This is a genomic window from Azospirillum sp. INR13 (assembly GCF_015390205.1).
Taxonomy (GTDB): Bacteria; Pseudomonadota; Alphaproteobacteria; order Azospirillales; family Azospirillaceae; genus Azospirillum.
The window spans coordinates 105,652-127,309 of record NZ_VUOI01000001.1 but is presented as its reverse complement, the minus strand read 5'-3'; the positions used below and the strand labels follow the sequence as shown (position 1 = coordinate 127,309).

The 21,658-nt window shown below is 68.3% G+C and carries 22 protein-coding genes; 5 read left to right on the top strand and 17 right to left on the bottom strand.

The window, feature by feature from the left end:
• Positions 1-76: 76 nt before the first annotated feature.
• The 3 genes from F1643_RS00620 to F1643_RS00610 form a co-directional block, all read right to left on the bottom strand.
• Entirely contained in the window at positions 77-823 is a 747-nt protein-coding gene (locus F1643_RS00620) for an HAD family phosphatase (protein ID WP_194909828.1), read from the bottom strand.
• Between the two features lie 92 nt (positions 824-915).
• The gene (locus tag F1643_RS00615; RefSeq protein WP_194909826.1) at positions 916-1,299 is read right to left on the bottom strand and encodes a hypothetical protein; all 384 of its coding nucleotides are present in this window, start codon (positions 1,297-1,299) and stop codon (positions 916-918) included.
• A 196-nt stretch (positions 1,300-1,495) separates the two neighbouring features.
• Positions 1,496-1,927 carry a Fur family transcriptional regulator gene (locus tag F1643_RS00610; RefSeq protein WP_194910129.1) on the bottom strand — a complete coding sequence of 144 codons (432 nt, stop codon included), beginning with the start codon at positions 1,925-1,927 and terminating at the stop codon, positions 1,496-1,498.
• Positions 1,928-2,309: 382 nt separating this feature from the next.
• Here F1643_RS00610 and F1643_RS00605 point away from each other — a divergent pair, with 382 nt between their 5' ends.
• On the top strand, positions 2,310-3,518 hold the full coding sequence (locus F1643_RS00605) for an ATP-binding protein (protein ID WP_194909824.1): 1,209 nt from the start codon (positions 2,310-2,312) through the stop codon (positions 3,516-3,518).
• A 3-nt stretch (positions 3,519-3,521) separates the two neighbouring features.
• Here F1643_RS00605 and F1643_RS00600 read toward each other — a convergent pair whose 3' ends face one another.
• The 9 genes from F1643_RS00600 to F1643_RS00560 all read right to left on the bottom strand — a co-directional run bounded on the left by F1643_RS00600 (position 3,522) and on the right by F1643_RS00560 (position 12,441).
• Positions 3,522-4,058, bottom strand: a complete 537-nt coding sequence (locus tag F1643_RS00600; RefSeq protein ID WP_194909820.1) for a hypothetical protein — start codon at positions 4,056-4,058, stop codon at positions 3,522-3,524.
• A gap of 81 nt (positions 4,059-4,139) precedes the next feature.
• Positions 4,140-4,391, bottom strand: coding sequence for a hypothetical protein (locus tag F1643_RS00595; protein WP_194909819.1), 252 nt, complete (start codon positions 4,389-4,391; stop codon positions 4,140-4,142).
• A gap of 241 nt (positions 4,392-4,632) precedes the next feature.
• Complete coding sequence (gene htpG, locus F1643_RS00590; protein WP_194909817.1) at positions 4,633-6,513, bottom strand: molecular chaperone HtpG; 1,881 nt, start codon at positions 6,511-6,513, stop codon at positions 4,633-4,635.
• A gap of 280 nt (positions 6,514-6,793) precedes the next feature.
• Positions 6,794-8,443 carry a hypothetical protein gene (locus tag F1643_RS00585; protein ID WP_194909815.1) on the bottom strand — a complete coding sequence of 550 codons (1,650 nt, stop codon included), beginning with the start codon at positions 8,441-8,443 and terminating at the stop codon, positions 6,794-6,796.
• 95 nt (positions 8,444-8,538) lie between these two features.
• Positions 8,539-9,207: a glutathione S-transferase family protein gene (locus tag F1643_RS00580; protein WP_194909813.1), complete on the bottom strand. Its 669-nt coding sequence runs from the start codon at positions 9,205-9,207 to the stop codon at positions 8,539-8,541.
• A 134-nt stretch (positions 9,208-9,341) separates the two neighbouring features.
• Positions 9,342-9,803, bottom strand: coding sequence for a GNAT family N-acetyltransferase (locus tag F1643_RS00575; protein ID WP_194909811.1), 462 nt, complete (start codon positions 9,801-9,803; stop codon positions 9,342-9,344).
• 117 nt (positions 9,804-9,920) lie between these two features.
• Positions 9,921-11,165: a TAXI family TRAP transporter solute-binding subunit gene (locus F1643_RS00570; RefSeq protein ID WP_194909809.1), complete on the bottom strand. Its 1,245-nt coding sequence runs from the start codon at positions 11,163-11,165 to the stop codon at positions 9,921-9,923.
• A 95-nt stretch (positions 11,166-11,260) separates the two neighbouring features.
• Positions 11,261-11,755 carry a HupE/UreJ family protein gene (locus F1643_RS00565; protein ID WP_194909808.1) on the bottom strand — a complete coding sequence of 165 codons (495 nt, stop codon included), beginning with the start codon at positions 11,753-11,755 and terminating at the stop codon, positions 11,261-11,263.
• Between the two features lie 122 nt (positions 11,756-11,877).
• The gene (locus tag F1643_RS00560) at positions 11,878-12,441 is read right to left on the bottom strand and encodes a hypothetical protein (RefSeq protein ID WP_194909806.1); all 564 of its coding nucleotides are present in this window, start codon (positions 12,439-12,441) and stop codon (positions 11,878-11,880) included.
• 257 nt (positions 12,442-12,698) lie between these two features.
• Here F1643_RS00560 and F1643_RS00555 point away from each other — a divergent pair, with 257 nt between their 5' ends.
• Positions 12,699-14,159: a DNA polymerase Y family protein gene (locus F1643_RS00555; protein WP_255542264.1), complete on the top strand. Its 1,461-nt coding sequence runs from the start codon at positions 12,699-12,701 to the stop codon at positions 14,157-14,159.
• A gap of 159 nt (positions 14,160-14,318) precedes the next feature.
• Here F1643_RS00555 and F1643_RS00550 read toward each other — a convergent pair whose 3' ends face one another.
• The gene (locus F1643_RS00550; RefSeq protein WP_149224026.1) at positions 14,319-15,275 is read right to left on the bottom strand and encodes an acetyl-CoA carboxylase carboxyltransferase subunit alpha; all 957 of its coding nucleotides are present in this window, start codon (positions 15,273-15,275) and stop codon (positions 14,319-14,321) included.
• Positions 15,276-15,459: 184 nt separating this feature from the next.
• Here F1643_RS00550 and F1643_RS00545 point away from each other — a divergent pair, with 184 nt between their 5' ends.
• Positions 15,460-16,212: a class I SAM-dependent methyltransferase gene (locus F1643_RS00545; protein WP_194909804.1), complete on the top strand. Its 753-nt coding sequence runs from the start codon at positions 15,460-15,462 to the stop codon at positions 16,210-16,212.
• Between the two features lie 44 nt (positions 16,213-16,256).
• On the opposite strand, the gene F1643_RS00540 is transcribed toward F1643_RS00545, so the two are convergent.
• Entirely contained in the window at positions 16,257-16,820 is a 564-nt protein-coding gene (locus F1643_RS00540; protein WP_194909802.1) for an HNH endonuclease, read from the bottom strand.
• A gap of 411 nt (positions 16,821-17,231) precedes the next feature.
• Here F1643_RS00540 and F1643_RS00535 point away from each other — a divergent pair, with 411 nt between their 5' ends.
• Complete coding sequence (locus F1643_RS00535) at positions 17,232-17,399, top strand: hypothetical protein (protein WP_014248815.1); 168 nt, start codon at positions 17,232-17,234, stop codon at positions 17,397-17,399.
• 60 nt (positions 17,400-17,459) lie between these two features.
• Complete coding sequence (gene gluQRS / locus F1643_RS00530) at positions 17,460-18,326, top strand: tRNA glutamyl-Q(34) synthetase GluQRS (protein WP_194909800.1); 867 nt, start codon at positions 17,460-17,462, stop codon at positions 18,324-18,326.
• A 133-nt stretch (positions 18,327-18,459) separates the two neighbouring features.
• Here gluQRS and F1643_RS21925 read toward each other — a convergent pair whose 3' ends face one another.
• The 3 genes from F1643_RS21925 to recR form a co-directional block, all read right to left on the bottom strand.
• Positions 18,460-19,059, bottom strand: coding sequence for an NAD(P)/FAD-dependent oxidoreductase (locus tag F1643_RS21925; RefSeq protein ID WP_255542263.1), 600 nt, complete (start codon positions 19,057-19,059; stop codon positions 18,460-18,462).
• Positions 18,990-20,627 (bottom strand): NAD(P)/FAD-dependent oxidoreductase, encoded by a 1,638-nt coding sequence (locus F1643_RS24210; protein WP_304488765.1) that lies wholly within the window; start codon positions 20,625-20,627, stop codon positions 18,990-18,992. The genes F1643_RS21925 and F1643_RS24210 overlap by 70 nt, the downstream gene beginning before the upstream one ends.
• 335 nt (positions 20,628-20,962) lie before the next feature.
• Complete coding sequence (gene recR, locus F1643_RS00520) at positions 20,963-21,556, bottom strand: recombination mediator RecR (protein WP_149224030.1); 594 nt, start codon at positions 21,554-21,556, stop codon at positions 20,963-20,965.
• Between the last annotated feature and the right edge of the window lie 102 nt (positions 21,557-21,658).

The window sequence follows — 21,658 nt, the reverse complement described above, 5'->3', positions numbered from 1 at the left end:
TTTCCCCTCCGTCCATCATGTTTTCTTTATGGACGTCTGGGAGTATGCGGGGCGGCAGGCGGGTTGTAAACGGCTGCTACCTGCGGTTCGACCTTCGTCGAATGCGGATCACTTCGCCCTTGTGCATCAGGGCCAGCATCGGCAGATCGCTGGGGTGGTTGCCGTAGCCCCAGGTGGCGGCTACCGGGCCGTTGCCGGCGATCCAGGCGGTCACCCGCTCCGCCTTGTCCAGTCGCACGCAGTTGGCGGTGCTGAGCCTGCCGGTCAGCTTGCCGTCCGCCACCTCCATCCCCGTGGCCAGCAGGTCGTCCACCTCCAGCCCGCGCAGAAGTGCGGGCATGTAGAGGTCGAGCGCGCCGGTGGCGACCACCACCCGGCGCCCCTGCCGGCGATGCTCCTTCAGCACCTCCAGCATGGGCTGGTGCCAGCGGACGCGGGGGACCATCCGCTCCGCCGCGGCCAGCGCGTCGGCCACCGGCAGGCCGCGCAGGGTACGCTTCAGATAGATGGCCTTCACCGATCCGGGAAAATCGCAGCCCGGCCCGCGACCGCGGACATGACGGTGCATCGCAGAGCGGATGGCGTCGGCCAGAGCCAGCGCGGCGCGGCGCCGGCCGATCACCTCGCCGACGAACATCGGCAGGCTGTCGCCGTGGATCAGCGTGCCGTCGAAGTCGAAGAACGCGACGCCGGACGGGCCGCATACCGGCGAATCGGAGGCCGGCGAATCGGAGGCCGGCAATTCGAGATGCTGCGCCGGCAGGAGCGCCGGCTGCGCGAGGCTGGTCCGGGGCGCGGGATCGGGAAGGTGGGTGGTCTGCATGCGCCGTTTATCCGGCCGCCGTGGCACGGCGGGCAAGGTCTTTTACGGCAACCCTGGGGACGGATCCCGGTCTGCCGCGAGCCGCAGAGCCGTCAATGCAGCATCGTCGGGCCGCAGGGCGTTTCGAACAGCGGGCCGTCCTCAGCCCCGTCCTCGCTCCCCTCATCGCCCTCTGCGGCATCCTCGGCGTCCTCAAGCTGAGCGATCAGGTCGCCGGAAGCCTCCTCCAGACCGGCCTTGACGGCGATCAGCAGGTTGATGATCTCGCCATTGTCCTGCTCCAGGCTGCGGACCCGCTCCTCCAGCCGGTCGATGCGGCGCAGCAGCAGGTCCGACAGGCGGTCCAGCCGTTCGAGAACGGGATCCGGGCCAACAGGAGCCGCGGCGGTGATTTGGGCGTTGATCGGTTCAGCCCCGGACGGGATCGGCGGGCTTTCGGGCCGGGTGTCGGGGCGGTCGTCGTGGCGGTCATCCATGGTGCGGCCGGTTCCGGTCAGTGAGGTTTGCTCCTCGCCTAACCTTGGGCCGTCGGCCCGCAAGGTCCAGACCGGCACCCGATGCACCCCGCAAGCGATGGCCGCCTGACCCGCCCGTTGCGCGTGTGGCGATTCCGGGTGGGGGCGAAATCAGCCGCCACCCCTTGTGCGCAACGCCGCAGAGCCCGGTGTATAGTTAAGACTCAGATTTATCGCCACGTCGCTTGCGCGGGACGCCGTACAGTTCCAGCCGATGGCCGATCAGGTCATAGCCCAATTCGCGGGCAATGCTTTCCTTCAGCCGTTCCATTTCATCATTGGTGAACTCTATGACTTCACCGGAATCGACATCGATCAGATGATGGTGGTGATCGGTTCTTGCTTCCTCATAGCGCGCGCGTCCATCGCCGAAATCGAGGCGGTCGATCACATGCGCTTCCTCGAACAGCCGCATCGTCCGGTAGACGGTGGCGATGGAAATGCGCGGGTCGATGGCGGATGCGCGGCGATGCACCTCCTCCACGTCGGGATGGTCCGTCGCCTCCGACAGCACGCGCGAGATCACGCGGCGCTGGTCGGTCATCTTCAATCCCTTCTTCACGCACAATTCTTCGAGGCGCGAGGGCATGGACATCCCCTGTAATCCTGTTCTGTGTGACGGGCGGCGGATCGCCCCTCCGGGTCTCCCTGATGCCCGGGATGCCGACAGCGAAGGCCGGCCGGACGGACAAGCCCGGTCGGCCGAACGCGGCACCCCGAATACCCGACCATCATACTGTGTTTCGGAACCATTCTCAAATGCCCAGGTCACGGCCGGACGGACGAACGTGCAAAAGCCTTTCCTTCCATGGTTATAGGACTTTTGTATGGGCCTGTGGCGGCGTGGATGGTCGGAGCGGAAACCAATTGCTCATAATCCGCTGCTAGGTTTTGCCGGTGGAGCGCCGCGCATCCTGCGACCGGTGCCGACCGGGCATGATCGCGCCGGAGACGGGAGGGGGTGAGACGCCGTGACGCCATTCGATCCGCCGCTTCCCGCCGCGGCCGCCATGCCGGAGGCGCACATGGACGAACCCGCCTTCACCGCCGCCGGGTTGGCGGTTCCGGTGCCGCCGCTGGTGCACGGACAGGATTGTGCCGCCGCCGCCGCCCGTTTCAACCGCCAGCCCGATTTGCCCGCCCTGCCGGTGGTCGACGGCGAGGGCTGCGTTGTCGGCCTGCTGGAGCGCAGCCGTCTTCCGCCGGACGGGGGAATGGATGCCACGATTGTAGAGGTGTCCGCTCTCATGGACCGGCATCCCCTGCTGGTGGAGGGGACGACCCCGCTGGCGGAGATCGGACGGCGGCTGGCCCGGCTGAAGCCGGCGGCGCTGGTGACCGGCTTCCTGGTGGTGGACCAGGGCCGCTATCTGGGGGTCGGCACGGTGACCGGGCTGATGGCGCGCTCCGCCGAACAGACGGATCTGCGTGCCCGCCAGCTGGAGGAGGCGCGCCGGCAGGCTGAACGGGCGATCCGGGCCAAGACCGCCTTCCTCGCCAACATGAGCCACGAGATCCGCACGCCGCTGACCGCGATGATGGGATTCGCCGAGCTGCTGGAGCAGGAGGTGGCAGGACCGCACGCCATCCCGCTCTACCGCGACTATGCCCGCGACATCGCCGAGAGCGGCCGGCACCTGATGGAGCTGATCAACGACCTGCTCGACCTGTCCAAGGCCGATGCCGACCGGCTGGAGCTGGTGGACGGGACGGTGGACGTGGTGCGGGTGGCGATCGGCACGGGGCGGCTGCTGGCCGAACGGGCGGGGCGCCATGGCGTCCGCATCGTCACCGCCGTGCCCACGGACTTGCCGCCGTTGCGCGCGGATGAACGCAAGCTGCGCCAGATGCTGCTGAACCTGCTGTCGAATGCGGTGAAGTTCACGCCGGTCGACGGGGTGGTGACGCTGGGCGCCCGCGTGGCGGCCGACGGCACGCTGTGGCTGTCGGTGCACGACACCGGCATCGGCATGAGCGGGGAGGAGTTGGCTAAGGCGCTGGAACCCTGGGGCCAGATCGACAGCGCGCTGGCTCGCACCCAGGTCGGTACCGGGCTGGGCCTGCCGCTGACCAAGCGCCTGATCGAACTGCATGGCGGCCGCCTGGACGTCGTCAGCCGCCGCGACGAGGGCACCGTCATGTCGCTGGTCTTCCCGCCGGAGCGGGTCGGGCGGGGGTAATTATCAGTCGGTATTGTCGAGTCGCTGGCCGTAAGCTTTGACAAACGCCGTCATCATCAGGCAGGCCCATTCGTCAGGCATGAATTGTTTCTGGTGCATGCAGATTTGAAAGTCTCGTTGTATAGACCCCATGCCTGCAGTATCCGGAACCCCTGCAAAGGCACATATCAGTATAAAGGAAAATTCATTATACAGCTTTTCCATAAAGTCATGTGGAGGGTATTTTTGCTTAATACCGAAGATATCATCCCATCTTCCGTGAGCGCATGTCCTTAGAAGAAGGGCGCATATTTTTTCCTGATTAATGCGGTCAGTCAGCTTGTAATCATTTCTGATTTTGAATGCTGCAACATTTCGAAAGTATTTTTCGACAAGCGCTTCAATTCCGCTTTCTTTCAGTAGAATTGGTTCGCCTAGCTTGCGGTCTCTTGTGGAGATCGCATTGTACAACTCCAAGGCGATTTCTGCTGTTTCCCGAACAGCCTGGATGCGCTTAAGGCGCTTGGAGTCAGACGGCTTGAAATCGTCGACAGAACACAAGTGTAGGATTCCTGAGCCTATTTGCAAAAATGGCAGCCGTAATGGGCTGCCATTTGCACGTTGAATTAAATACGCGACGTATTAATTCGTGATCTCATCATAGCGGCGCAAACCAGCTTCAATCAGCTTTTGCCTGTTGCGTGCCAGATAATCCAGGACGCGATCATCGTCATGCTCCCGCGAGAAATTCTTCATCTTCAGATCGTCGAGAGTGCGCTCCCGGCGATCAGCCGCTGCGGGCTTGGGAGTGTCGTGGGGCATGAGTTTGACCGATGCTGCTGGAAAAGTAACCCGGGAACAGAGTGAATCGTCCCCCGTCACAAAGCCGATCACTTTACCCCTCTCTTATAGAGAAGGTCAGGAGAGGATTCAAGACATTAGTTTAATGAACAACCCAGTTGGAGAGCGTGCCCTCACTCGAAATGAAGTGAACATCCATGTAGGCCATTCATTGCGCGAAGAACTCGCGAAATACATACATTGGGGCGCTGGATGAAAATTCCTCGGTATGTATGGCGGCGGCATCGATACCGCAGGGGCCGATGCCGCCGCCATATGACTTGGTGACGCTGCCTTACGCCAGTCCCTTCTCCATCGCGCTCGCCAGGCGGCGGGCGAAGGCGGCGGGGTCGGGCAGGGGTTCGCCCTCGACGATGCGGGCCTGATCCAGCAGCAGCCAGGCCGCATCCTCCAGCGCGTCGGTGGCGCCGCTGCCCTTGGCCCGTTCGGCCAGCCGCTTGATCAGGGCGTGGGACGGGTTGATCTCCAGAATGCGCTTGCCGACCTCGCCGTTCAGCTGCTTGTGCTGCTTCAGCAGGCGTTCCAGATGCATGTCCATGTCGTTGTCGTCGGCGACCAGACAGACGGCACTGTCGGTCAGGCGTTCGGACTTGCGGACATCCTTCACCACGTCGGACAGGGTCAGCTTCAGCAGGGCCAGCAGGTCGGTCAGTTCGCTCTCCGGCGTCTTCTCCTCCGGCTTCTCGGGCTCCTCGCCCTTGATCTTGCCGAGATCGGCGCCGCCGCGGGTCACCGACTTGAACGGCTTGCCGTCATAGACGCCGACCGACGGCATCCAGAACTCGTCCACCGGGTCGGTCAGCAGCAGGACCTCGACGCCCTTGGCCTTGAAGCCTTCCAGTTGCGGGCTGCGCAGCAGGGTGTCGATGTCGTCGCCGCTGATGGTGTAGATGGCGTCCTGGCCCTCCTTCATGCGGGCGACATACTGCTCCAGCGAGACCAGATCCTCGCCGGCGGTGGTGCGGAAGCGCAGCAGCTTCAGCAGCTCGTCCCGGTGCTCGTAGTCCTCATAGAGGCCTTCCTTCAGCACCGCGCCGAAATTCTCCCAGAAGCTGTCGTATTCGGCCGCGTTCTCGCTGTCCTTGGCCTTCTTCGACAGCTCCGACAGGACGCGCCGGGTGATGCCGGCCTTGATCTTGGCCAGCATCGGGTTGTGCTGCAGCATCTCGCGGCTGATGTTCAGCGGCAGATCCTCGCTGTCGACCACGCCGCGCAGGAAGCGCAGATAGGGCGGGATCAGCCCCTCCGCCGCGTCGGTGATGAAGACGCGCTTGACGTACAGCTTCACCCGGTGGGCGCGCTTCGGATCGAACAGGTCGAAGGGCTTGGTCGAGGGCACATAGAGCAGGTTGGTGTATTCCAGCGCCCCTTCGGCCCGCCAATGCAGGGTCAGCCACGGGTCGTCGAAGGCGTGGCCGACATGGTGGTAGAATTCCTTGTACTGGTCGGCGGTGATCTCCGACTTCGACCGGGTCCACAGGGCCGAAGCACTGTTCAGCGCCTTGGCGTCCTCGCCCTCGCCGAACAGGATCGGGATGGCGATGTGGTCGGAATATTTACGGACGATGCCGCCCAGGCGCGCTTCGTCGAGATACTCGTCGTCGCCGTCGCGCAGGTGCAGGACGATCTTCGTGCCGCGCGGCAGGCCGTCGGCCTCGGCGATGGTGAACTCGCCCTTGCCGTCGGATTCCCAACGCCAGCCATGGGCCTCGCCGGCCTTGCGGGTCAGGACGGTGACCTTGTCGGCGGCCATGAAGGCGGAATAGAAGCCGACGCCGAACTGGCCGATCAGGTTGACGTCCTTCTTGCCGTCACCCTTCTCCGCACCTTCCAGCGACTTCATGAAGGCGGCGGTGCCGGAGCGGGCGATGGTTCCGAGATTCTCGACCAGATCCTCGCGGTTCATGCCGATGCCGTTGTCGGCGACGGTCAGGGTCCGCGCGTCCTTGTCGACCAGCAGGCGGACCTTGAGGTTCGGATCGTCGGCCGAGAGTTCCGGCTGGGTCAGGGCCGCGTAGCGCAGGCGGTCGCAGGCGTCCGACGCGTTGGAGACCAGTTCGCGCAGGAACACTTCCTTCTCGCTGTAGAGCGAGTGGGCGACGATGTCGAGCAGACGGCTGACCTCGGCTTGAAAACTGAGCCGTTCCTCGGTCATGGGGGCACCTTCGTTGGTTTTGCACGGGTGGGCGTCAAGACGGCGGAGATATGTGAAAGCGTCCCGGCCGTTCAAGAGGCTTGTGCCGTGCAACCGCGGGAGGTGTGCGGCGGGGTGTCGCGGTAGGGAGTGTGGAAGTGGGGAGGTGTCGGCTGACGATGCCCCCACCCTGACCCTCCCCCGCTCTCAGCGGACCTTCGGTCCGCCTGTCGCGTCAGCACAAAGCATAGCTTTGTGCGAGAGCTGGGCGGGGGAGGTTAGGTGGGGGTCTAACTTTCCCTTACTTCTTCTTCGGTGCCGGTGCCGGCGCCGGAGCCGGCTCGGGCTCGGCACCGCCGGCCAGCAGCGGGGTCATGTCGGCGCCGTTCAGCAGCAGCTGGCCGGCCTCCGTCACGTCGATCTTGTAGGTGCGGATCTCGGCGCCGGTGTCGTCCTTGCCGGCCTGGCCCAGGGCCTGGACCATCGCCAGACCGGCCAGCAGATCCTGCGTCTCCTGGTCGGGCTTGGTGCCCGGCGCCGGCTGCATCGCCTTCACCGCGGCGTCGATGCCGCGCAGCAGGACGGTGGCGCCGCCGGTGACGCCGAAGGCGGCCGGGGTGGCGACCTTCAGGGCGCCGGTGGCGGTGCCGGCGGTGGCGGGGGTGTCGAGGTTCAGCGCGTCGATGCGCAGCTCGGTTCCGGCCTCGCCCATCGCGGCCATCGCCTGCTGCATGATGACCTCGGACGACGGCGGCGGCGGGGCCTTGGCCGGCTTGGCGCCCTTCTTCGGCGGCGGGGCCTCTTCCGCCTCGGCGGTCTTGGCGAGTTCGGTGAAGGCCTTCCACAGGGCGGTGTTCGGCAGCTTGGCGACCGACAGCTTCATCTCGAAGGCACGCGGGGTGAAGGCGGCCGGGGCCGGCGACGGCGTCATGACGAAGTCGCGGGCCTCGATGCCCATGCTGACGGTCGACTGCGCCTGGTCCAGATCGGTCAGGCCGCTGCGGAAGGCGAGCTGGCCCAGCGTGATCGTCATGCCGTCCTCGGGATTGACGACCGACAGGTTGGACATGCGCATCGCGCCGGTGATGCCGCCGAACATGCCCTGCATCTTCGGCAGCAGCTCCGAAGGCGTCGGCGGCACGCCGCGGGCGGCGGCCTGCTCCGACAGCTTCTGCAGCGCGCTGACCTTGGTCAGGTCGACCCGGCTGTAGGCGGCCTCGGCGGTGACCCCGCCGATCCTCATCAGTTCCTTGTTCTTCTCGTCCAGCACCGACAGGCCGCCGAAGGCGAAGGCGGCCGGGCCGCTCCACAGCGTGGCGCCGCCGGCGCCGGCCTCCGGCTTCAGGTCCTGGACCATGGTCATGGAGGCGATGGAGATCTTGCCCTTGCCGTCTGCGGCGCTGACGGCGATGTCGTTGAAGGCGCCGTCCACGGCCAGCAGGGTCTCCAGCGTGCCGGACCAGGTGCTGGTGAAGGACTGCTTGCCGATGGAGATGGTGGCCGCGTCGACATACTCGTCGTTGTCGTCCAGGTTCTGCACCTTGATCGCGCTGGGCAGCGTGATAGAGACGCCATACTGGCCGTCGTCCTTCGGCGTCACCGACAAGAGGACGGTGCCGATGTCGAACAGGGTGCCTTCGGCATCCTCGGCCGACAGGCGCGGCAGGGCGACGTCGTAATGGTCGCCGGCCGGCTTGACGGTCGGGTCGCCCTGCCATTCGAAACCGATGCCCTCGCCGTCCTCGGTGGGCGGCGGGAACCAGCGGGGCAGATCCTTCTTCAGCGACGCGGCGAGCGCCTTGGCGCCGGCCTCGTCGACCGCGGGGGCGGCATGGGCGGCCTGGGAGAGTGGCCAGCCGGCCACCAGTGCCAGCATGCCGCCGGCGATCAGGGCGGGCCGCAGGGAACGGACCGGCAGGGCCGGGACGGACGAAAGACGGCGCAGACGCATCGAGGAACCACTCCCAACTTACGATTTTGGGAGCACGTTAAGCCTGATACGCGAGGCCGGTCCATGCCTCTGATGCGTCGGTTCCCAAGATGGCGTCAAAAATCCAGGTCGGCGTAGTGCCGGGGTGGCGGGCAACCGGTGATGTTGTCGGCCAGCAGGGCGCGGAAGCTGGGGCGCGACTTGATCCGGGCGTACCAGTCCTTGGCTTCCGGGCTGCGGTCCCACGGCACGTTGTCGATATAGTCCAGGCAGGACAGTTGGGACGCGGCGGCGATGTCGGCCAGCGTGAAGGCGGTTCCGGCCAGCCAGGGCCTCCGTTCGGACAGGAAGGCGATGTAGTCGAGATGATACGTGATGTTGGCCAGACCGGCGCGAATCGCCGGCGCGAAGGGATGGCCCTGGCCGGACAGCCGCTTGATCAGCTTCTCGCCCACCAGATTCTCACCCACCTCGCGTTCGAACTTGTGCAGGAACCAGTCGGCGATCCGCCGCACCTCCGCCCGCGCCGCAACCTCCCGCGGCAGCAGGGGCGTGTCGGGATAGGCCTCCTCCAGATATTCGATCACGGCAAGGCCGCCGGCGACGACGGTCCCATCCTCCTCCACCAGCACCGGCACCTCGCCGGCGGGGTTCATCTTCAGGAAATCGGCGCGCCTCTCCCATGGTTTTTCGACCACGGGGTCGAAGGGAAGTCCCTTCTCGGCGAGCATGACGCGCGCGACGCGCGACAGGGGGTGGATCGGGTGGTGGTACAGGGTTCGCATGGCGGCGGGACTTTACCGCAATGCGGCACGCGAAAACAGTCCGCGCATCGGCGCTTGCTCATCTCGTTGGGGGAGGGTTGCCGGGGATTCCGGCAAGAGGGGCGGCAAGGAAAGATGGCGGAAGAGCAGGCGCCTCACCCCGCCCGCGACAGGCGGTAGAGCACCAGTGCGTCCCCTTCGTTGGACGGCGCGTCCACCGGTGTCCAGCCGTTGCGTTCGTAGAAGGCGCGGGCGGCGGCGTTGCGGGCGGCGCAGGCAAGTTCGGCGGGGCGCTGGCCGCCGCGCAGCAGGCCCAGAGCCTCGCGCAGCAGGGCGGAACCGATGCCGCGCTTGTGCCATCCGGGGTCGATGAACAGGTTGTGGATGATGCGGGCCTGCGGATCGAGGGAGACGAAGCCGACCACCGTCCCGTCCGCCTCGGCGACCAGCACCGCATCCTCGCGCACGCAGTCGTAATAATCGTCCAGTCCGAAGCGGTCGGCGGGCTGCCAGGAAAAGGCTTGGCGGCGGCCATGCAGGAAGATCTCGGCGCAACGCGGCGCGTCGGCGCTGCGGACGGAACGGATCGCGATGCCCCTCCCTTCGCCGGCCGGCATGCCTCCTCCCCTCTGCCCGTTGCGATCGATCGTCTGGATCGACCGGATGGGAAACAGGATATTCCCTCGGTGGGGCGGCGGGGAACGCTCCTTTCGTCTCGTCCCGAGAACGGAGCCTCAGCGTGCCGTCTTCTCCCCGGCCGGCTTGTCTCTGACGGCTTTATCCCCGGTGCCGGCGCCGGTCTCCGGCGTGGATGCGGGCGCGCGGTTCTCCTCGTTGGCGGCATTGCCCAGGAGGCCGACCTCCCGGTAATAGCGCTCCGCTCCCGGATGCAGGGGGACCGAGACGTTGGCGACCGCGCGGGCGGGGTCGAAATTCCGGCCCTGCGGATGTCCGTCGGCCAGGAGACGGCGGGTGTTCTCGTGCCACAGCGCGCGGACGATGCCATAGATCAGGTTCGGGTCGCGGTCGGCACGGGTCAGCAGCTCCGCCCCCAGGCTCAGCGTCGGGGTGGGGGCGCTGCCGGGATAGGCGTTGGCGGGGATCTCGTCCTCGATATAGAAGCGCTGGGTGCGCAGCAGCCGGTCGGCCGGCTCGCCGTCCAGCGGCACCAGCCGGATCGGCACGCGCGCCGCCACGTCCGCGACCGCCGACACCGGATAGCCGCCGACCATGAAGAAGCCGTCCAGTTCGCCCTTCGCCAGCCGGTCGGCCGCCATGCCGGGCTTGAGGTAGTGCGGCGTGATCGTCGTCTCAGACAGGCCGTAGGCGTCCAGGATCAGCCGCGCCTCCACCAGCGTGCCCGATCCTTCCTCGCCCAGCGAGATGCTGCGGCCCTTCAGGTCGGCCATGCGGTCGATGAAGCCGTCGGAACGGACGACGATCTGGATCGCTTCCGCATAGAGCATGCCGAGCGACCGCAGCTCCGCGAAGGGGCGCTTGCCGGTGAAGTTGCCGGTGCCGCTGTAGGCCCAGAAGGCGACGTCGGCCTGGGCGAAGCCGGCCTCCACCGTGCCGGCGCGCAGCAGCTCGATGTTGTCGACGGAGCCGTTGCTGGCCTGCGCCACCACGATCAGGCCGGGGATGCCGCAGCTTCCGCCCTTGTCGCAGGGGCGGGATCCCGGCGGGTTGGAGATGGCGTTGGCGATCAGCCCGCCGATCGGGAAATAGGTGCCGGCGGTGGTGCCGGTGCCGATGCGGAAATAGCGCAGGTCCTGCGCCGCCGCCGGCCGTCCTCCGCCCAACGCCAGACCGCCGGCGCAGGCCAGCAGCGGCGGCAGCGCCAACCCGCCCAGCAGGCGGCCCAGCAGGCGGCGGCGGGTTAACTGGCGGCTCAGGGGAGCCGCATCGGAATGCGTCTGAAGCCCCGGAGAGGGGAGCCCCGGCGGGGTAAGGCAGGCTTTGGCGGCTGCGCGGGGCACCGGGGCGTTCCGTTCGTCTGGCCCGGTCATCCGGGCTGGGAAGGGGGTGCCTTCAAAGATTTCCGCGCAACCCCGTCATTTCAAGGCGCAACCGGTCAAATCACGCCGACGAGGTCGAGAACGCCCGCGACTGCTACCGCACCGCCACACACGCGCACCGCCCGCTCCGATTCGGCCTGCGTCACCGCGATCGACAGGCCGAGCCCGCCGCAGGCCACCAGCATCAGCCCGGCGGCGAAGCCGGCCCAGTAGAGCGGCGGCCCCTGGTGGGCGTGGCCGTGGAACACCGCGGCGACCGCGGCGACCGGAACCGCCAGCACGGCCGGCGCCCGCACCCCCAGCGCCACCAGCGATCCGATCACGACCAGCGACGCCGCCAGCCCCGGCCCGGCATAGGGCAGCCGCAGCCCCATCTGCGCCGCGAAGCCCGCCGCCAGCGCCGCGGTCACGGCGGCGGCCGGCACCTGCCAGACCGCGGTGCCGCCGGCCTGTCCCGCCCATAGGCCGATGCCGAGGATGCCCAGCAGATGCTGCAGCACCCACACCGGCGTGGTCAGCCCGTTGCCGAAGGCCCCCGTCACCGTCGTCATGCGCCCGCATCCTCCGTCCGTTCCGAATCACGGGGCCGGTATGGCGGCAGAGCGGGTGCGGGGTCAAGCCGCCAGGGCGGAGGTTGCCGGGAAGGTGCTGCCGAAGGGATGCTGCCAGGAGATCAGCGCGCCAGCGGGTCGCCCCATTGGCGCAGGTCGTTCTCGCGCTTCATCAGATCGCGCTGGCCCAGCGGGTCGAGCCGCCCCATGGCGTCGTCGGTGCGCATACGGTCCACCTCCGGCCGGATCAGGTCGCGCTTGAAGGCATCGGTGGCGCTCTGCGACGAGGGCGGGGGCGGTACCGGTATCGGGCGCGGCGGCTGCGGCAGGGCCGCCGGGTCGGGCGGGGGCGACGAACTGCCGCGGGGACGTTTGGGAGGCGGCCGGTCGGTGTCTCTCGAGTCGGTGTCTCTGGAGTTGGCGCGGGGCTGCGGCTCCTCTGCCTGCCGCGGCCGGGCGGTAGTGCCTGACCTCGAGTCGGCAGGCGACTGATCCGCCTGGATTTGGCTCCAGGTCCGCCGCTCTCCACCGCCGGGGATGACCGTCTGATTGTAGACCGGCGGGAAGGCCTGGGCGCGGCCGGGGGTATCGTCGCGCCACTCCGACGGTGCACAGGCGCCTGCGGCCAGCAGAAAAGCCAGCGGTGCCAGACGGCGGACGGCGAGAGGCGGGAGATGTGGGGTCATGAACGGAATGTCGGCACTGCCGAACGTTTCGGCAAGATGACCCTAAAGGAGGGACTCCCCCCGCAGCCAAGCTGGCGCTAGAGTGTTCTTTCTTTGTTCCGATTGTTGGTTCCCGTATGACGCGCTTCCCTCGCCACCCGCCCTTATCCCCCTCTCCCCGGGGGGAGAGGGGATTTCAAGATGCGAGGGAGAAGGGACGCCGCCGTATCCTCGCCCTGTGGCTGCCACGCCTTCCCACCGACGCGCGGGAGCGGAGCATGCCGCCCGAGTTGCGGGCGCGCCCCTTCGCCCTGCTGCGGACGGAGCGCCAGCGCCGGATGGTGGTCGCGGTCAACCGGGCGGCTGCGGCGGCCGGCATCGGCCCCGGCGATACCCTCAGCGACGCCCGTGCCCTGGAGCCCGCGCTGGAGGTGGCGGAGGCGACGCCGGAGGCCGATTCGGCCCTGCTCGGCCGCATCGCCGACTGGGCGCGGCGCTACAGCCCCTGGACCGCGGCGGACGAACCGGACGGGGTGGTGATCGACATCACCGGCTGTGCCCATCTGTTCGCCAACCATCTATGCGAGGGCGAGGCGGCGCTGGTCGCCGACCTGACCGGCCGGCTGCGCGCCGCCGGCTTCAGTTCCCGCGCCGCCGTCGCCGATACCCCTGCCGCCGCCTGGGGGCTGGTGCGGTTCGGCAGCCCGGAGGATCGGCGGCAGGAGCGGTTGGACGGTCTGCCGCTGGCCGCCCTGCGGCTGCCTGCCGAGACGGTGGAGGGGCTGCATGCGCTGGGATTGCGCCGGATCGGCGACCTGCACGCCATGCCGCGGGCCGGGCTGGCGGCGCGGTTCGGGGTCAGGTTGCTGCAACGCCACGATCAGGCCTTCGGCCGGCTGGACGAGCCGATCTCCCCGGGCCGGCCGGTGCCGGAGCACCGCGAGCGCCTGACCTTCGCCGAACCGATCGCCACGCCCGAATCGATCGCCGGGGCGCTCCGCCATCTGCTGGGCCGGCTGTGCAAGGGGCTGGAGGCGGCGGGGCAGGGGGTGCGCCGGCTGCGGCTGGACGCTCACCGCACCGACCAGCGGGTGGACGACGAACCGCAGAGCCTGACGCTCGGCACCAGCCGCCCGACCCGCGATCCGGCGGCACTGGCCCGGCTTGCCGCCCCGCTGCTGGAGCGGATCGAACCCGGTCCGGGGCTGGAGACGCTGGTGCTGTCCGCGACGGAGACGGGGCCGCTCACCGCCATCCAGACCGGAATCGACGGCGAGGGGATTGACGGCGGATTGGCCGCACTGGTCGACCGGCTGGCTCTGCGTCTGGGGGAGCGGGCGGTGCTGCGGCTGGTGCCGCGGGAAAGCTGGCTGCCGGAGCGCTGTGTAGCGCCGTTGCCGCCGGTGGAGGTCTTCCCGCTGCCGAAGCCCTGGCCGGCCGGCCGGCCGCGGCCCCTGCGCCTGCTGACCCCGCCCGAACCGATCGAGGCCACCGCCCCGCTGCCCGACGACCCGCCACTGCAGTTCGTCTGGCGCGGCCTGCGCCACCGGGTGAGCCGGGCCGAGGGGCCGGAACGGATCGAATGCGAATGGTGGCGTCCGGAAGGATCGCTGGGGCTGGCCGTGCGCGACTACTACCGCGTGGAGGATGGCGCCGGCCGCCGCTTCTGGCTGTTCCGCGCCGGACTGTACCGGCCGGGGGAATGGCCGCGCTGGTTCCTGCACGGGTTTCTGGGGTGAGGTGCTTTTGGGATGGAGGCGTTAGACCCCCACCCTAACCCTCCCCCGCTGGGCGGGGGAGGGGACAAGTGCTTGTGTGCGGAGTGGCGGCAGACCCTCCCCCGCCCAGCGGGGGAGGTTAGGTGGGGGCAATGCCAGGGCACCAGTACAGGGATCAGATCACCCCAGCCCCTTCTGCCCCATCTCCAGGAACTTCTCGCGGCGCTTGGCGCGGAGCGTGACGCCGTCGAGGCCGTCAAGTTCGCCCAGCGACTCCTCGATGCAGTCGCCGAGCTTCTTGATGGTCTCGGCCGGGTCGCGGTGGGCGCCGCCGATCGGCTCGCTCACCACGCGGTCGATGACACCCAGTTCCTTCAGGTCCTGGCTGATCAGGCGCAGCGCGATGGCCGCCTCGCCCGCCATGTCGGAACTGCGCCACAGGATCGACGCGCAGCCTTCCGGCGAGATCACCGAATAGATGGCGTGTTCCAGCATCAGCACGCGGTCGGCGGTGGCAATCGCGATGGCGCCGCCCGATCCGCCTTCGCCGATGACCGAGGACACCATCGGCACGTTCAGCCGCAGGCAGCGCTCGATGCTCTTGGCGATGGCCTCGGCCTGGCCGCGCTCCTCCGCCTGGACGCCGGGGAAGGCGCCGGCGGTGTCGACCAGCGAGACGACCGGCAGCTTGAAGCGGTCGGCCAGATCCATCAGACGCTGGGCCTTGCGGTAGCCTTCCGGCTTCGCCATGCCGAAATTGTGGCGGACGCGCGATTCGGTGTCGTTGCCCTTTTCCTGGCCGATCACCACCACCGAGCGGCCGCGGAAGCGACCCAGCCCGCCGATGACCGCGCGGTCCTCGGCGAAATGGCGGTCGCCGGCCAGGGGCGTGAAGTCCTCGATCAGGCCGTGCACATAGTCCAGGCAGTGCGGACGATTGGGGTGGCGGGCCACCTGAACCTTCTGCGCGGGCGTGAGCTTGGCGTAGGTCTGCCGCAGGAGCTTGTCGACCTTGGCCTGCAGCTTTGCGACCTCGTCGGCGATGTTGATGTCGCCGGCGTTGGTCAGGTGCCGCAACTCCTCGATCTTGCCTTCAAGCTCGGCGATCGGCTTTTCGAATTCCAGGAAGGTCTGCATGCCGGACACGGGTGGTTGGCGGGGCGCACGAAAAAGCGCGCGCTTGGTTAGCACGCCCGGCGCGCCTGCGCCACAGCGGAAAGATGCGGGACGGCCTGGGAAGGGTTCCGCGACGAACCCACAGGGTTTATCCTCATCCGCCGCGGAATTCCAACCCTAATCATTCCGGGGCGACTCCAGACCGATGACCTCCTTCAAGGACCATTTCTCCGGCCATGTCGGCGATTACCGCGCCTTCCGGCCGACCTACCCGGATGGGCTGGCGGCGGCGCTGGCCGATGCGGCTCCGGCCCGCGGGCTGGCCTGGGACGTCGGTTGCGGCAACGGGCAGTTCTCCGTCGCGCTCGCCGCCCGCTTCCAAACGGTCCACGCCACCGACGCCAGCGCGGAGCAGATCGCCCAGGCCGAACCGCATCCCAATCTCCGCTATGCCGTCGCCCCGGCGGAAGACAGCGGCCTGCCCGACGATTGCTGCGACCTGATCGTCGCGGCGCAGGCGGCGCACTGGTTCGATCTCGACCGCTTCTATGCCGAGGTGCGGCGGGTGGCGAAGCCGGGGGCGGCGGTGGCGCTGGTCTGCTACGCGCTGCAGAAGTTGGATGATCCGGTTCTGGATGCGGTGGTGGAGTGTTTTCACAACGACATGCTGGGCCCCCACTGGCCGGCCGACCGCTGGAAGGTGGTGAACGGCTACCGCGACCTGGATTTTCCGTTCGCGACAGTGCCGGCGCCGCCGCTGGCGATGGAGGCGGCGTGGTCGCTGCCCCGGCTGCTCGGCTACATGAACACCTGGTCGGGTGTGAAGGCGGCGACCCGGGCGTTCGGCCGCAACCCGCTGGAGGCGTTCGCGGAGGAGATCGCGCCGCTGTGGGGCGAGCCGGAACGCGAGCGGCGGATCCGCTGGCCGCTGACGGTCAGGCTGGGGCGGGTGGAGTAGAGTGGAGGCGCGGCCCCGCCCCCACTCCCACCCGTATCGCGGCCCTACATCGGGTCCAGTTCCGAATCCCAATAAAGAAAATCCCGCCAACTCTCGTGAAGGAAGTTTGGCGGGAAGGCGCGTCCGTTCTCCTGCAGCTCGTAGGCGGTGGGCTGGAAGGGCGGACTGAGCGGGATCATGCCGCAGACATGGGGAAGGCGGTCGCCCTTCGCCAGGTTGCAGGCGGAACAGGAGGTGATGACGTTTTCCCACGTCGTCCGACCGCCGCGGGAGCGCGGAACCACATGGTCGAAGGTCAGATCGTGGGTGGGGAAGGGGCGGCCGCAATACTGGCAGGTGAAGCGGTCGCGCAGGAAGACGTTGAAGCGGGTGAAGGCCGGGCGGCGCGTTGCCGGGATGAACTCTTTCAGAGAGATGACGCTGGGCAACCGGACTTCGAAACTTGGGGATCTGACGACCCGGTCATAGTGCGATACGATGTTGACCCGTTCCAGAAAGACCGCCTTGACCGCTTCCTGCCAGGACCATAGCGACAAGGGGAAGTAACTGAGCGGGCGGAAATCCGCGTTCAGCACCAGAGCCGGACAGTGATCGGGTGGTGGAGCCAATGGCCACTCCCTTGTCTGAAACCGTGTCTGGATCCCGGCACGCGACACTGAGGCGGCTTTGTGCGCGGGGGCGTGTCTACTCCGCCCCGGCGGCCGGCCCAACTGCTGGATCGCCGATCCGGGACAACCAGATACATAGTGGATCGGCGGCCCGGACTCAACATCTTGACCCGGCGCGGCCGAATTTCTTCACCGTTGTGTAACCTTTTTCGCGCTGAGGGCATTACCGGCAGGGGCGGGAACCGGTCATCCGGCACCACGCGCGGCGGCTGTGACATCGGGAAAAAAGACTCGCGCTTGCCTTGCACGCTTACCCCTCGTTAACCATACCGGAGCCATGGTGGGGCTCGTTGATCCAAGCCAATCCTGCCGGCCCGAGCTGGCCGGAAGCGACCCCGAGGAAAGTCCGCCATGACCGCCGTCATCATCGACCTCGCCCAGAAGCGCCGTGAACGCGAGGAGCGTGAGCGCCAGATCCGCATCGACGCTTTCGACCGCGAGCTGCGCCGCCGTCTGGCGCTGTATCTGGAAGGCGAAGAGATCCCGGTCGAGCCGATCCGCGACAATCCCTACATCTGAGACCAACCGGATCGTTACATCCCGCGCCCTGTCCGGCGCGCGATCCGCTATAAAGCGGGAATGAGCGATCTCGTCACCCGCTTCGCCCCGAGCCCCACCGGGCACCTGCATCTGGGGCATGCCCATTCCGCGCTGTTCGGCTGGACCACCGCCCGCAGCGCCGCCGGCCGCTTCCTGTTGCGGATCGAGGACATCGATCCCAACCGCTGCCGCCCCGAATACGAGCGCGACCTGATCGAGGATCTGGCTTGGCTCGGCCTCGACTGGGACGGCCCGGTTCGGCGCCAGTCCGATCATTTCGATGATTTCCGCGCGGCACTCGCCCGGCTCGAGTCGCTGGGCGTGCTCTACCCCTGCTTCTGCACCCGCAAGGACATCGCCGCCGAGATCGCGCGGGCCGGTGCAGCGCCGCACGGCCCCGACGGTCCCCTTTATCCCGGCACCTGCCGCCATCGCTCGCCCGATGAGCGGGCGGAGCGGATCGCCCGTGGCGATGCCTGGGCACTGCGGCTGGACGTGGCCGCCGCCTGCCGGCTGACCGGACCGCTGCGCTGGCACGACCGCGCCAAGGGCTGGCAGGACGCGACACCGGAACTGCTGGGCGACGTGGTGCTGGCCCGCAAGGACACGCCGACCAGCTACCATCTCAGCGTCACCGTGGACGACCATCTGCAGGGCGTGACGCTGGTCACCCGTGGCGAGGATCTGTTCTTCGCCACCCATCTGCATCGCCTGCTGCAGGCTTTGCTGGGCTACGATCCGCCCGACTACCACCATCACGGCCTGCTGCGGAACGCGGCGGGCGAGCGGCTGGCCAAGCGCGACCGCGCCCAGACCCTGCGCTCGCTCCGCGACGAAGGCCGCAGCCCGGCCGAGGTCCGGGCGCTGGCGGGGTTTGCGGGAACGCCTGACATAGCCGCTTTTTGAGCAAGGTTCCTCGGCCGTCATCCCCGCGAAGGCGGGGATCCAGGCGCTTCCATAGCTGGATCAGTGGGTAAGCTGGATTCCCGCCTTCGCGGGAATGACGGCCGAGAGGGATTTCCGCCAGCCTTTTTCAGCGTCACCCCATCTGCGCCACCGGCAGAGTAGACGCGCAGGCGGCGCTCCGCCCGGCGGCGTTGCGCAGGGACTCGGGCGTCAGGCTCTCCTTGCCCAGCAGGGCTTCGGCGGCCAGCCGGCCGGAGATGACGCAGGCCTCCACGCCGGGACCGGGGAACACGCCGGCGCCGGTCAGGCACAGGCCGGGGATCGGACTGCGGCGGGTCAGGCGCCGTTGGTCGGGAGCGATGCCGTAGATGCTACCGGCGCTGGTGTGGGCATAGCGGGCGAAGGTGGCGGCGCTGGCCTCCTGCCGGGTGGTGATGTGCCGTTCCAGATCGGGGATCAGGCGGGATGCGGCGGCGACCATCGCGTCGCCCTCCGCGCGCTTGCGCGCCTTGTAGGACGGATCGGCGCGGTTCCAGCCGGCATCGGCCGGGGCCAGCCGCAGCAGCGCCACCGCGGCATGCCCTTCGGGTGCGAGGCTGCGGTCGTGGACCGAGGGAACGGCGATGGCCATGCCGAAGCCGGCCTCATCCCGCGGCAGGAAGGTCATCGCCGGCAGGTCGGGGACGATGTCCAGCCCAAGCGTGACCATGAAGGCCGAGGCGGACGGACGCATCGCGCGCAGCGGGCGGCATAGGCAGCCGGCAGATGTTCCGTCCCCACCAGTTCCAGCATGGTCCGCCGCACGTCGGCGTTGGAGATCACGGCGGGAGCGCGGAAGACGCGGCCATCTGCGGTCTCCACCCCGGCGGCGCGGCCGTTCTCGATCAGGATGCGGGTGACGGGGGTGCGCAGCCGGACCTCACCGCCGTCGGCGCGGATCGACTGGGCCAGTGCGTCGGCCAGCGCCTGCGACCCGCCGGCCGGATAGAAGCCGCCGGAGAACCAATAGCCGAAGATCGGCGCCATCTGGCCGACGGTCAGCAACTCCGCCCGGTCGCTGAGATAGCCGGTCAGCACGGTCAGCAGGCGTTGGCCGGCGCGGTCGGGGATGTAATGGTCCAGCATCTCATGGAACGGCCGGGCCATCCAGCGCATGGCGTGCGGGCTTTCCGTCACATAGCGCCGCATTGCAGCCACCGATTGCGGGATGTTGGGCAGGCCGCGTTCGGTGCAGCCGCGATACATGTCGTCATAGACCGCCCGCATCTCTGCCAGGAAGGCGGCGGCTCCGGCGGCGCTGGGCGGGTGGTCGGCGGCGATCTGGGCGGCCAGTCCATCGGCATCGTCGGCCAGTAGACGCAACTTGCCGTCCAGCGCGACGCCGCGGTTCACCGGTTGCCAGTCCACCCGGTCCGCGACCCCCAGCGAGCGCAGCAGATGGTCGACCGGACCGCCGGGATGGGCGCCGCTGATGTCGTGGACGCCGGCATCGAAGACGTAACAGAAAGGCTCGGTGCCCGGTTCGCGGCGGTTGCGCGCCTTGACCGTCCAGGAGGTGCAGAAGCCGCCGGGGCGGTCATGCGCCTCCAGCACCGTCACCCGCGCGCCGGCCCGCGCCAGCAGCGCCGCCGCCGTCAGGCCGCCGATGCCGGAACCGACCACCACCACGTCGCGCTCATTCGGGACGGTACGCGTGCGGTTCAGGATCGCGGGAGCTGGCCAGGGGTGCGGATCGGCCTCCGCCAGCCGGCGGCGCATTGCCCGCCCGACGATCAAATCCGGCAGCAGCCGGTTGGCGACAATGCCCAGTGCGCTGCTGCCGATGGAGAAAGCGGCCTCCCAGCCGGGCAGGGCGGCGAAGCCGAGACCGCCGATCAGGAACAGCACGCCCCAGACCGCCGTCATCAGCCGGTTAACGGCGACGAACTGCGGCAGGTGCCAATACTCGCGCGGCCAGTCGTCGCGGGCATATTGCAAGGTGAAAGGGCTGCCGGCGGCGATGCTGCCGAAGGCCATGGACGACAGAGCCAGATGGATGGCGAGGCCGAGATTGTGGACCGGCCAGTCCCAGCCCAGCGGACCGCAGACGGGCAGGATAGCGAAGAAGGCGGCGGCCACCAGCTCGGGCGCCTTGAGGGAGCCGCGCAGCCTGTCGAGGACGCAGAGGGCGAGGCTGGCCGCCAGCGCCGTGAGGGAGGCCGGCAACAGCCCGGCGAGCGGCAGGACGGCGCCGAACAGCATCCAGGGAGAGAAGCCCAGCAGGATACGGAACGCGATGGGGAGCTTGGCGGGCCTGTGCATGGGGATGGTGCCTTCGCGGGTGGTGGGTGTTGCGAAGGACCATCGGCGGGAGGCGGGTGTACGTGCCAGCGCGGGTACGCCGGGCGCAGGGTCGGCTTCGTGAACTGCGGCGTACGGCGGTTCGCGATGCGTGAAGTGCGGGGGTGTACGGGGTGTAGCTGGTGTGTACGCGTGCCCCCTCCCTCCCACGGCTTTGCCGCGGGTCCCTCCCTCCCCCGCCCTCGGTCGACCGCAGGTCGATCCGATCGCGGGAGAGGGGAAGATTCGCAATGAGGCGGCAGTCCCCTCTCCCGCCAAGGGCGGGGGAGGGTTAGGGAGGGGCCGCGCGGCCGCGGCTACAACGGCCGCCGTGCCTTCAACGCCGCGGTCAGCGTGCCGTCGTCGAGATAGTCCAACTCACCGCCGACCGGGACGCCATGCGCCAGACGCGAGACGGACACGTCGGAGTCGGTCAGGCGGTCGGTCACCACATGGGCGGTGGTCTGGCCGTCGACGGTGGCGTTCAGCGCCAGGATGACCTCGCGCACCGCCGGGTCCTTGGCGCGTTCGGCGAGGCCGGCGATGTTCAGGTCGTCGGGTCCGACACCCTGCAGGGCCGACAGCAGGCCGCCCAGCACATGGTAGGTGCCGCGGAAGGCGCGGGTGCGTTCCAGCGCCCACAGGTCGCCGGCATCCTCCACCACGCAGATGACCGAGCGGTCGCGGGTGGGGTCGGAGCAGACGGTGCAGGGATCGCGGCTGTCCAGGTTGCCGCAGATGGAGCAGGCGCGGATCGATTCGCCGGCCGCCGCCATCGCTTCCGACAGGGGCACCAGCAGGCTGTCACGCCGCTTCATCAGATGCAGCGCCGCCCGACGCGCCGACCGGGGACCGAGCCCCGGCAGCTTGGACAGCAACTGGATCAGGCGTTCGATTTCAGGTCCGATCATTCACTTGGCGGCCGACACATATCTCCCTCTCCCGCCCCGGGAGAGGGAAGGGGCCCAAGCGGAGCTTGGGAAGGGTGAGGGGTGATGCGAGAATCAGGGGCT

What these genes read in the sequence shown, in the direction of transcription:
- F1643_RS00620 (WP_194909828.1), bottom strand. Translation starts at nt 823, where the DNA reads ATGCAGACCACCCACCTTCCCGATCCCGCGCCCCGGACCAGCCTCGCG.
- F1643_RS00615 (WP_194909826.1), bottom strand. Translation starts at nt 1,299, where the DNA reads ATGGATGACCGCCACGACGACCGCCCCGACACCCGGCCCGAAAGCCCG.
- F1643_RS00610 (WP_194910129.1), bottom strand. Translation starts at nt 1,927, where the DNA reads ATGCCCTCGCGCCTCGAAGAATTGTGCGTGAAGAAGGGATTGAAGATG.
- htpG (WP_194909817.1), bottom strand. Translation starts at nt 6,513, where the DNA reads ATGACCGAGGAACGGCTCAGTTTTCAAGCCGAGGTCAGCCGTCTGCTC.
- F1643_RS00585 (WP_194909815.1), bottom strand. Translation starts at nt 8,443, where the DNA reads ATGCGTCTGCGCCGTCTTTCGTCCGTCCCGGCCCTGCCGGTCCGTTCC.
- F1643_RS00580 (WP_194909813.1), bottom strand. Translation starts at nt 9,207, where the DNA reads ATGCGAACCCTGTACCACCACCCGATCCACCCCCTGTCGCGCGTCGCG.
- F1643_RS00575 (WP_194909811.1), bottom strand. Translation starts at nt 9,803, where the DNA reads ATGCCGGCCGGCGAAGGGAGGGGCATCGCGATCCGTTCCGTCCGCAGC.
- F1643_RS00565 (WP_194909808.1), bottom strand. Translation starts at nt 11,755, where the DNA reads ATGACGACGGTGACGGGGGCCTTCGGCAACGGGCTGACCACGCCGGTG.
- F1643_RS00560 (WP_194909806.1), bottom strand. Translation starts at nt 12,441, where the DNA reads ATGACCCCACATCTCCCGCCTCTCGCCGTCCGCCGTCTGGCACCGCTG.
- F1643_RS00555 (WP_255542264.1), top strand. Translation starts at nt 12,699, where the DNA reads ATGCCGCCCGAGTTGCGGGCGCGCCCCTTCGCCCTGCTGCGGACGGAG.
- F1643_RS00550 (WP_149224026.1), bottom strand. Translation starts at nt 15,275, where the DNA reads ATGCAGACCTTCCTGGAATTCGAAAAGCCGATCGCCGAGCTTGAAGGC.
- F1643_RS00545 (WP_194909804.1), top strand. Translation starts at nt 15,460, where the DNA reads ATGACCTCCTTCAAGGACCATTTCTCCGGCCATGTCGGCGATTACCGC.
- F1643_RS00535 (WP_014248815.1), top strand. Translation starts at nt 17,232, where the DNA reads ATGACCGCCGTCATCATCGACCTCGCCCAGAAGCGCCGTGAACGCGAG.
- gluQRS (WP_194909800.1), top strand. Translation starts at nt 17,460, where the DNA reads ATGAGCGATCTCGTCACCCGCTTCGCCCCGAGCCCCACCGGGCACCTG.
- F1643_RS21925 (WP_255542263.1), bottom strand. Translation starts at nt 19,059, where the DNA reads ATGCGTCCGTCCGCCTCGGCCTTCATGGTCACGCTTGGGCTGGACATC.
- F1643_RS24210 (WP_304488765.1), bottom strand. Translation starts at nt 20,627, where the DNA reads ATGCACAGGCCCGCCAAGCTCCCCATCGCGTTCCGTATCCTGCTGGGC.
- recR (WP_149224030.1), bottom strand. Translation starts at nt 21,556, where the DNA reads ATGATCGGACCTGAAATCGAACGCCTGATCCAGTTGCTGTCCAAGCTG.